This is a genomic window from Paraperlucidibaca sp., from assembly GCF_982810325.1.
Window position 1 is genome coordinate 1 of the sequence record NZ_CEYEMI010000043.1, and the last position, 10327, is coordinate 10327.

The window sequence follows — 10327 nt, forward strand, 5'->3', positions numbered from 1 at the left end:
AAACAACACTACTTGTGGCGAGCCGTTGATCAAGATGGCGAAGTGGTCGATGTCTTCGTTCAGAGTAGGCGCAATGGTGCGGCGGCAAAGCAATTCTTTAAGCGCTTGTTACGCAATCATGGCGGTGAGCCACGAACAATAGTCACTGATAAGTTGGCAAGCTACAAAGTTGCGCAACGCGAGCTAATGCCGACTGCTCATCACAATACAGCCAAGTACGCGAACAACAGGGCAGAGCAATCGCATGAGTTGACGCGATTTCGAGAGCGGGGAATGAGGCGATTCAAGTCGCCGAGCCAGGCTCAGTTGTTTCTAACGAACCATGCCGCAGTATCTAACTTATTCAATCTAGGCAGACACCTAACATCAGCAGGCCATTATCGCCGGAGCAGGACAGCTGCGTTCGCGACGTGGAGATCGGTGGTTGCTTAAAGGCGCCAGGGTCAACTATTGCTGAGCTAAGAAGTTAACTTGTCAGTACCATTTCTAGCGAACCATGCAGCAGTATCAAGCTTATTCAGTCTTGGAAGACACCTAACCTCAGCAAGCCATTATCGCCGAAGTAGGACAGCTGTGTTCGCAACATGGAGAGCGGTGGTTGCATAGAGGCGCAAAGGTCAATTTTTGCTGTGCCTGGAAGTTAACTTGTCAGTACCGTTATGAGATGGTTTTGGCTTACTACAGATGAGTATGTCTATCATGCTGTGGTTCTGATTCCATTGAGGTCAGTCCTTGAAGAATGCCGCAAGTTATAATTGACTGTTTGTTTTGACATCGCCGACTAAGCTCGCTGAGTTTTTCTTTGAGCTGGGACAGTTCAGCTATGCGCAAGTCGACATGGTCGATGTGCTCATCAAGAAGTTGATTCACAGCACTGCAATCACCTGCAGGCTGAGTGACAAAACTCTGTAGTGCACGGATCTCCTCCAGTGTCATATCTAGTGCACGACAATTGCGAATGAAGCGTAGTTGATCGACGTGCACGCTTCCATAGTGACGATAGTTGCTTGCTGTTCGCGCGGGTGCTGGCAGAAGTCCAACTTTTTCGTAATAGCGCACCGTTTCTACGGTGCATTGTGCCTCGTGAGAAAGCTCTCCTATCTTCATTGATTGGACTCCAATACGCTTGACTCTAAAGTTACTTTAGGGTTTTGAATGAGAATCATACGATGAGAAATGGAGATTTACCATGACTAACCATTTAGATCATGATCACATTGAGGGTGGTGAGCTTGAGCAAAACCGAAGCTCAAATCATGAGATTGAAAACACTAAAGATTCAGCAATTGAGAGTAGCGACCTAATACCTTCTGTTTTGCTTGATGGCTCAGATGGTCAGTGTTGCTCTAGTACTCCAATTGCACTTAGCGACTTAGCAGAAACGGAAATGACGACGGACACCACCAGCACGTCCATACGTATTTTGCAGATGGACTGCCCTACCGAAGAGGCGCTTATCCGCAAGAGGCTAGCTGGTATGGTGCAGGTCAAGAGCCTAACGTTTAATTTGATGAGACGAGAGCTGACTGTAGTACATGCCTCGAACACACTGGCCCAAGTGTTGGAGGCCCTGCGCTCATTAGGTTTTCGACCTGAGTTGAGTGTTGATAGCGCCAAACCAGTCGATCGTAAGGAGGCAAAGACTTCTTGGTGGCCGTTAGCTTTGGCTGGGGTAGCGGCAGTATTGTCGGAAACTGTGAGCTGGATCGGGTTGCCGAGTGCACTATCTGCTATTTTTGCAATCGTGGCCGTTGCTGCATGCGGCTTGACCACCTATAAAAAAGGGTGGGTCGCGATTCGTAATGGCAACCTCAATATCAATGCATTAATGAGTATCGCCGTGACCGGTGCTCTTGCGTTGGGGCAGTGGCCGGAGGCTGCCATGGTGATGGTGTTGTTCACTATTGCTGAGCTGATCGAAGCTAAGTCACTTGATCGCGCGCGAAATGCAATTAAGGGGCTCATGGAGCTTGCTCCAGAAACAGCATCTGTGCAGCAGGCAGATGGCTCTTGGCAAGAGGAAAATCCCGGTACAGTGGCTGTAGGCAGCGTAGTGCGAGTAAAGCCCGGCGAACGTATCGGACTTGACGGTGAAATTCTGAATGGTCATTCGTCGGTGAATCAAGCACCAATCACCGGGGAAAGCTTGCCGGTGGATAAGGCTGAAGGTGACCCGGTTTATGCGGGGACAATCAATGAGTCCGGCTCCTTTGAGTATCGAGTCACAGCGGCATCAAGTAATACGACCCTAGCTCGCATCATTCATGCCGTTGAGGAAGCACAGGGCGCTAAGGCGCCGACTCAGCGTTTCGTTGATCAGTTCGCCCGTGTTTATACACCGATAGTATTCGCCGTTGCGATAATGGTAGCTGTACTTCCACCGCTGTTGATGAATGGAGATCTGTTTGACTGGATCTACAAAGCATTAGTTTTGCTCGTCATCGCGTGTCCATGCGCGCTAGTGATTTCGACCCCAGTGACTATTGTCAGTGGGCTAGCCTCCGCCGCTCGCCAGGGTATCTTAATAAAGGGTGGGGTGTATTTGGAGGAAGGCCGCAAGCTCGTTTGGCTAGCACTTGATAAGACCGGCACTATCACACATGGTAAGCCTGTGCAGACTGACTTCAAAGTGCTTGCTGATATGGATGCAATTCACTGTCGTCAATTGGCAGTCAGCTTAGCTGGTCGCTCCGACCATCCAGTGTCACGAGCAGTAGCAAATGCTGTGAATCAACATGAGATTGAGCGGAAAGATGTCGCTTCTTTCGAGGCACTGCTTGGTCGCGGAGTGCGTGGCCTGATTGATGGTCAGTTGTACTCGTTGGGAAACCATCGCTTAGTGCATGATCTTGGCCTTTGTTCCCCTGAGCTAGAGGCACGTTTGAGTGAGTTGGAGCTCCAAGGGAAAACGGTCGTGATGCTTGTCGACGAAAAGCAGGTACTATGCCTGTTTGCTGTAGCCGATACGGTCAAGAATAGCAGCCGTATGGCTATCGCTGAGCTGCATCGCTTAGGAATTAAGACTGTGATGCTTACCGGAGATAACTCGCATACTGCTAAAGCAATTGCTGACGAAGTAGGGGTCGATCAGGCTCGCGGTAATCAACTGCCCGAAGACAAATTGAGAGCAATTGAAGATTTCAGCGCTAAAGGTACAGTGGGTATGGTTGGTGATGGCATTAACGATGCTCCGGCACTTGCCCGTGCCAATATTGGGTTTGCGATGGGAGCTTTGGGCGCCGATAGCGCAATTGAAACAGCTGACGTTGCCTTGATGGATGATGACCTACGTAAAATACCTGCTTTCGTTAAATTGTCGCAGGCTACGCATTCAATATTGATCCAAAATATTACCTTGGCATTAGGTATCAAGTCTGTGTTCCTTGTGCTCACCCTAATGGGCGTGGGTACCATGTGGATGGCGGTGTTCGCTGATGTGGGGGCTAGCCTTTTAGTTGTAGGTAATGGGATGAGGCTGCTAAGAAAATAGTGTAGGTAGCAATCCCTGATAGGGTTTTGGCAGCAGTGTGAAGTGTCATTTGCTCCAGCTGAGTCTTGCAGTATGGTGTTTGGTTAGCTGATTCACTGATTTTGATTCCAGTAGTGTTGGTTTTTTGGGGCAAAACTGCTCGTAGGCTGCTAGTAAACGGTGAAAAGCTCGCATAAAAGTGTTGGCCATCCAAGAAGCTGCGAGCCAGTTTGCGAGGCTCCCCCCTACTGATAGCTGTCTTTGGGCTTTATGCGGGGATAAAGTCGGAATATTTGATGTAATTTGTGTATAGTTCTATTGGTATTTACTAATTTATAAGAGCCCTAGTGTAAGCATGATGTCAGCATCACAACAGTTAACCAAGAGGCGCCGGCTAACACTATCCTTGATGGTGATGCTGTTGCTGCATTGGACGTTTAGCTCTTGTACGGCGCTAGCTGACACTTTATGCCTTGAGCCTGATGGTGTGGTCGTTTGGGAGCACACTGGTGAGCCATGCCCTTCGGCAGTTGATGAGAAAAGCTCTGAGACACCCTGTGTGGACTTTCAGGCTCAAGATGGCCACAACGATCACGCATCGCTCTATTCGACGTTGCAATTATCAGATCCTCCAGCGCTTATTCAGCCTTTCTATACCAATCCCGCGTATATCTCAGGTGAGTTTTCTCAGCTGAAAGTTCCTGATGGCACTGGCCCTCCGGTAAAGCCGTTTTCCATCATTATCCGCGAAACCGCTTACCTACATATTTGATTTTCCCTGTTGACGTCTGGAGTCAGGCACGTGCCTGTCAACTTTTTGTCCTCAAGGAATTATCATGTACCGCTATTTTTCAGTTTTCACTTTGCTTTCTGTTTTGCTGTGCTCAACGACAGCAGCAGCGAGCTTAAGTCTAGTTGACGCTACTCAACGCGTACTGGCGAAGAATCCACAAACAGCCCTCAGTAATGCGCTGGAGGAGGCTGCGGCCGGCCGCACTGTGCAGGCCGGAGTATTGCCCAATCCAGAGCTGAGCTATGTGCTCGAGGATTTCTCTGGCGATACTCGACGCTCTACTGGCGATGCCACTACAACTTTCACTCTTAGTCAGCGATTTTCGTTGCCTGGCAAGCGCAGTGCTCGCCAGGCAGTTGCTGAAGATGAGCAAGCCCTTACTGCTCTTGATTCCCAATCTCAGCGTTTACGGCTGATTCGACTAACGCGTGAACGATATATCGATGCCGTGGCTGCTGAGGAGCAGCTCGATATAGCTGACCAAAGACTGGGCTTGGCCAAACAAACGCATGACTCTGTGTCGGCGCGAGTTAGTGCCGGGAAGGTCTCTCCAATAGAGCTGTCTAGAGCAACCGTTGCCATGAGGGGCGCGGAACGTGCTTTGAGGTTACAGAGTCAGTCTCGACTACTAGCGCAAAGGCGCTTAGCAGCGCTATGGGGCGAGGCTGAGCTTACTGAATCACTAAATGATGCGTTAGTGCTTCCTCAGCTCTTAATTGAGCCAAATGAGCCAAGTGATAAAACTCCCATACTCAAGCAGGCAGATATTCGCGTGCAAAAGGAGCAGGCGGCAATGCGTTTAGCGCAAGCAGAGCGCGTGCCTGACTTCACACTCTCTGCGGGTATGAAGCGCGATGCTGGCACTCGTGATGAAAGTCTCCTCGTTGGTGTGTCCGTCCCGATTCCACTCTTCAATCGAAACCAAGGGGCTGTGCTTACTGCTAAGGCAAACGTTGTTGCTGCAGAGGCTGATCGGACGCTAATTAATCAGCAGTGGAGAACTCAGCGAGATCAACTTGAGACACAACGTACGGCAAGTTATCAGGAGGCTGAGCAGTTGCGCGACAATGTATTGCGCGTGGCTCGTGAGGCTGCCGAGGCGACTCAAGAAGGCTATAGCGCTGGAAAATTCTCACTACTCGATTTGCTTGATGCACAGCGCAGTCTAATCGACTCACAGAGCCAATATTTGGCGGCGAGACTCACATTTCATCAAAGCGATGCGGCACTCAATGAGCTGCTTGGCTTTGCTACATTTGCCGGAAGTACACTATGAAAATTATCAAAAATTTATTGCTTATATTCTTTTTCGTGATGATTGGCGCCGGAGCTGTCTGGTACATCATGGAGTACGGCCCGCTAGCTCAGGAGCATGAGCAACACACCTCAGCCTTACAGACTGAGCAAGCTGAAGATGAGCATGCTGACCCTCAATACGTGAAGCTCAATGAGGCTCAGTTAAAAGCCAATAGTTTGGCAATAGAAACTGCTGCTAAGGCTAATTTTGTCACGGCATTGGCCTTGCCTGGCCAGCTTGTATTGAGTACTGATCGCGAGGCACGTATTTCGTCTCCAGTATTAGGCACGGTTCGCTCCGCCCCCATTCAAATCGGAAGCAAGGTTCGAGCTGGTGATCTTTTGGCAACGATTGAAAGCGCACAGCTTTCAGATGCCTCTGCTCGGTTTTTGTCCGCGCGAGAGCGCTTCGCTTTGTCGCAATCGGTATTTACTCGTGAGAAATCGTTGTGGGAGAAAAAAATCAGTGCTGAGCAAGACTATCTAGCTGCTCGTGGCGCATTGGCGGAAGCCCGTATTGAGGTTCAGAGCGCACAGCAAAGTTTAATGTCATTAGGGCTCAGCGAGAAAAGTGCTCGCGAATTGAAGGCTGGTAGTCACTTGGCGAAATTTAGTTTAAGAGCCCCAATTTCAGGCACATTGCTTAGTAAGGATCTAACGATAGGTGAGGCTGTCGACAGTGAAAAACCCTTATTTAGAATTGCTGACCTGTCTGTGTTGTGGATTGACTTAGCTATTCCAGTAAGTGAGCTGGCCAGTGTGCGTGTAGGTCAATCAGTTTGGGTTCGTAATAAGTCTGGCCAAAAGACGCAAGGCAGCGTGATTTTTGTACAGCCTGAGCTAGACCCTGCCAGCCGAAGTGGCTCTGTGCGGGTGCAGATTAATAATTCGCAGGGCGATTGGCGATCAGGAGAGTTTGTCGACGCGTCCATACAAATGGGCGAGCCTAAGCTGGTGGTTAGTGTGCCTCAATCAGCTATTTTGATGATTGAAAATGAGCCATCAGTTTTTGTTGAGGGGGCTGCAGGGTTGACGCCACGTGCTGTTGTGCTTGGCAGTCGTAGCGGCGATCGCCAAGAGATTTTGAATGGCCTAAGTGAAGGTGAACGTTTTGCTACGGGTAATGTCTTTGTGCTCAAAGCCGATTTAGGTAAATCGGAGGCGGCACATGATGATTAATTTATTCAAGACTCAGCAGGAGCATCATCATGCTCGATAAAGTCATTAGTTTTTCTTTAGCGCATCGCTATTTGGTTGTCGTTCTAGTGCTATTGATGGCGGGCTTTGGCGTGTATTCGCTTCAAAAACTGCCTATCGATGCCGTGCCGGACATCACCAATAATCAAGTGCAAATAAACACCGTGCTTTCAGGTTTATCACCAGAGGACATTGAGAAGCAGGTGACATATCCAATTGAAAGTGCCTTGGCAGGTATTGCTGGCCTTCAATCAACACGGTCGTTATCTCGGAATGGCTTTTCGCAAGTCACGGCAGTTTTTAACGATGATGTTGATATTTACTTCGCAAGAAATCAGGTCACTGAGCGGCTGAATGAAGCTAAAGAGGCGCTACCTGATAAAGCATCACCTCGCATGGGTGCAATCTCTACCGGCCTAGGCGAAGTATATATGTGGGCCGTGAAATTTACGCACCCACAAGGTGAAGGTGCGGAGATTACCGATGGTCAACCGGGATGGCAGACGGATGGTAGTTATCTGACACCAGAAGGTGAATATTTGCGCAGTACAGTGGCGCAAGCCGCCTATTTGCGCACAGTGCAGGACTGGATCATTCGCCCGCAGTTAAAGGGGTTGCCCGGTATTGCAGGTGTAGACAGTATTGGCGGGTTCGCCAAGCAGTATCACGTTCAACCCGATCCACTGAAATTAAGAGCGTATGGTTTATCGTTGAACAATGTGGTTGAGGCATTGGAGGTAGCCAACCAAAGTCGCGGCGGAGGATATATAGAGTCGCGAGGCGAGTCATATCTGGTTCGTGTTGATGGCCGACTTAAAACTCTAAATGATATTGCCAATACCGTAGTCGCCACGCGAAGCAATACGCCAATTTACATGCGCGACATTGCCCGAGTGGAGATTGGGGAGGAGTTGCGTACAGGCTCGGCAAGCGAAAATGGCCAAGAGGCTGTTATTGGCACGGCTTTGATGCGTATTGGCGAAAACTCGCGCACCGTAGCCATAGCGGTTGATAAGAAACTCATTGAGATACGCCGTAGCCTGCCGCCAGGTATAGAGGCTCAGACGGTACTAAATCGTAGTAAGTTGGTGAATGCCACAGTCTCGACCATAGCTAAGAATCTTAGCGAAGGTGCACTGTTGGTCATTGCTGTGCTCTTTTTGATGCTTGGAAATGTGCGGGCTGCACTAATAGCAGCATTGGTTATTCCGTTGACGGTTTTACTAATGAGCACTGGCATGGTGAAGCTTGGTATTAGTGGAAATTTGATGAGCCTTGGCGCATTGGATTTCGGTCTAATTGTTGATGGCGCTATCATTATTGTTGAGAACTGTTTGAGCCGCCTGTCGGCTAGTCAACATCGAATGGGGAGGCCTCTGAGCCTTGAGGAGCGACTATCGGCTGTATTGGCTGCAACGCGTGAAATGGTTCGGCCTTCGGTGTTTGGACAGGCCATTATTATTACAGTTTACTTACCGATTCTAGCGCTGGAAGGTGTTGAAGGTAAGATGTTTCACCCGATGGCAGCGACCGTAATTTTGGCTTTATTGGCAGCTTTTATGTTGTCACTCACCTTGATTCCAGCACTAATTGGCATATTTTTTACTGGAACTATAGAGGAAAAAGAAGGGCGAATATTAGGCAGGGCAAACGCATTGTATAAGCCAGCTTTGTCTTGGTCGTTGCGTTGGCCAAGGAAAGTCATTGCTATTGCTTTAGGCTCATTTGCAATTGGATTACTGGTTTTTACTCAGCTCGGACAAGAGTTTGTTCCAACGCTTGATGAGAAAGATATCGCCATGCAAGCGCTGCGTATTCCTAGTACAGGTATTAAACAGTCGAGCCAAATGCAATTGCAGGTTGAAAATACAGTGAAGCAATTTAAGGAAGTTGCTTTTGTTTTCTCCAAAACCGGCACTGCTGAGATGGCGGCTGACCCTATGCCACCTAGCGCATCGGATACCTTTATTATTTTAAAACCACGAGAGCAATGGCCGAATCCAAATTTGACTAAGTCTGAGTTGATCGAACGCATTGAGCATAAAGTGACTGAGTTGCCTGGTAATAACTACGAGTTTAGTCAGCCAATTCAAATGCGTTTTAACGAGCTGTTATCTGGTGTACGCGGCGATGTTGCTGTCAAAGTCTTTGGCGATGACTTTGCAAAAATGCTCGCTACCGCTAATCAGGTTGCTCAAGCGCTACGCAGTATTGAAGGATCAAGTGAAGTCAAAGTTGAGCAAGTTGAGGGCCAAACTTTACTCGATATCGATTTCGATCGTGATGCTTTGGCACGCTTGGGCCTTCGTATGGGAGATGTGCAAGATATGGTGACGGCAGCCATAGGTGGCCAGCAAGCTGGTGATATTTTTGAGGGTGATCGTCGCTTTGCAGTGATGGTTAGGCTGCCTGAGGCTGTACGTACCGATCTTGATCAGTTGCGCGCTTTACCAGTGGCTGTAGCAAGCACGTTTGCTGAGCAGCGCTTTATTACTTTAGGCAGTGTTGCCACGCTTTCGTTGCAAGATGGTCTCAATCAGGTCAGCCGAGAGGACAGTAAGCGCCGAATAGTTGTTGCCGCAAATGTCCGTGGCCGTGATTTGTCATCATTTGTGGAGGAGGCTCAGCAGCTCATTGAAAAGCAAGTACAGTTGCCAGCAGGCAGTTGGTTAGTGTGGGGTGGTCAATTTGAGAATCTTCAGGCAGCCAAGTCACGGCTTATGATTGTTGTCCCAGCTTGCTTTGGTCTCATTTTAATCTTGCTATTTATGGCGCTTGGTAGCGTTCGCCAAGCATTGTTAGTGTTTACAGCTGTGCCACTTGCCCTATCAGGTGGCGTCCTTGCGCTCTGGGCTTTTGGTATTGCCTTTTCTATTACTGCAGCAATTGGTTTTATTGCGCTTTCGGGCGTGGCTGTGCTCAATGGTTTGGTGATGGTCAGCCGAATTAATCAACTCCGTGAGGAGGGCGTGTCATTGAACACTGCTGTGGAGCAGGGCTCGTTGTCTCGTTTACGGCCAGTACTGATGACTGCGATGGTTGCCTCGCTCGGCTTTGTTCCTATGGCACTCGCCACAGGAACAGGCGCTGAGGTGCAAAAACCGTTAGCGATTGTTGTGATTGGCGGCTTAATTACTAGCACATTGTTAACTCTAGTAGCCTTGCCGGCAATGTATCGATTAATCGAGCATTGGAAAGAAGGGCGCCAGAAGGCCTAATTTCTACAATAGTCAATATGCTAGCAAGGCATCGGAGGCCAGCGCACGTTTCAGTATTGATCGTTGCGCTGGTGATTAACTTGGCTATGTTTAGCGTCGAAACAGTGGTGCATTATGGCATTAGCCTGGTACTGATAAGTTAACTCGCCGCTTGTGATAATTCGCGTATGAGTACCTACAAACGACATCGCTTTCACCCCAGCATCATCAGCTACGCAGTCTGGATCTATTACCGATTCAATCTGAGCTTCCGTGATATCGAAGACTTGCTGGCAGAGAAGGGTATCTCTGTCAGTTATGAGTCGATCCGATTGTGGTGTATCAAATTCGGACCTAGCTATGGTAATCCCCCCA

The 10327-nt window shown here is 48.9% G+C and carries 7 protein-coding genes and 1 pseudogene; 7 read left to right on the top strand and 1 reads right to left on the bottom strand.

Annotation, left to right across the window (positions count from 1 at the left end; translation table 11 throughout):
* Positions 1–12: 12 nt before the first annotated feature.
* Complete coding sequence (locus tag AC3DKE_RS10490) at positions 13–432, top strand: IS6 family transposase (RefSeq protein ID WP_487990647.1); 420 nt, start codon at positions 13–15, stop codon at positions 430–432.
* Between the two features lie 246 nt (positions 433–678).
* On the opposite strand, the gene cadR is transcribed toward AC3DKE_RS10490, so the two are convergent.
* Positions 679–1107, bottom strand: a complete 429-nt coding sequence (cadR, locus tag AC3DKE_RS10495; protein ID WP_116208963.1) for a Cd(II)/Pb(II)-responsive transcriptional regulator — start codon at positions 1105–1107, stop codon at positions 679–681.
* A gap of 82 nt (positions 1108–1189) precedes the next feature.
* On the opposite strand from cadR, the gene AC3DKE_RS10500 reads away from it, so the two are divergent.
* The 6 genes and pseudogenes from AC3DKE_RS10500 to AC3DKE_RS10525 all read left to right on the top strand — a co-directional run.
* Positions 1190–3490 (top strand): heavy metal translocating P-type ATPase, encoded by a 2301-nt coding sequence (locus AC3DKE_RS10500; protein WP_379068438.1) that lies wholly within the window; start codon positions 1190–1192, stop codon positions 3488–3490.
* A gap of 394 nt (positions 3491–3884) precedes the next feature.
* Complete coding sequence (locus AC3DKE_RS10505; RefSeq protein ID WP_411730223.1) at positions 3885–4241, top strand: hypothetical protein; 357 nt, start codon at positions 3885–3887, stop codon at positions 4239–4241.
* Between the two features lie 64 nt (positions 4242–4305).
* Complete coding sequence (locus tag AC3DKE_RS10510; protein ID WP_411730224.1) at positions 4306–5538, top strand: TolC family protein; 1233 nt, start codon at positions 4306–4308, stop codon at positions 5536–5538.
* Entirely contained in the window at positions 5535–6737 is a 1203-nt protein-coding gene (locus AC3DKE_RS10515; RefSeq protein ID WP_379068444.1) for an efflux RND transporter periplasmic adaptor subunit, read from the top strand. Before AC3DKE_RS10510 ends, AC3DKE_RS10515 begins: the two co-directional genes overlap by 4 nt.
* A gap of 29 nt (positions 6738–6766) precedes the next feature.
* On the top strand, positions 6767–9973 hold the full coding sequence (locus AC3DKE_RS10520) for an efflux RND transporter permease subunit (RefSeq protein ID WP_379068447.1): 3207 nt from the start codon (positions 6767–6769) through the stop codon (positions 9971–9973).
* 167 nt (positions 9974–10140) lie between these two features.
* Positions 10141–10327 (top strand): annotated as a pseudogene (locus AC3DKE_RS10525) (IS6 family transposase); the annotation flags it as partial.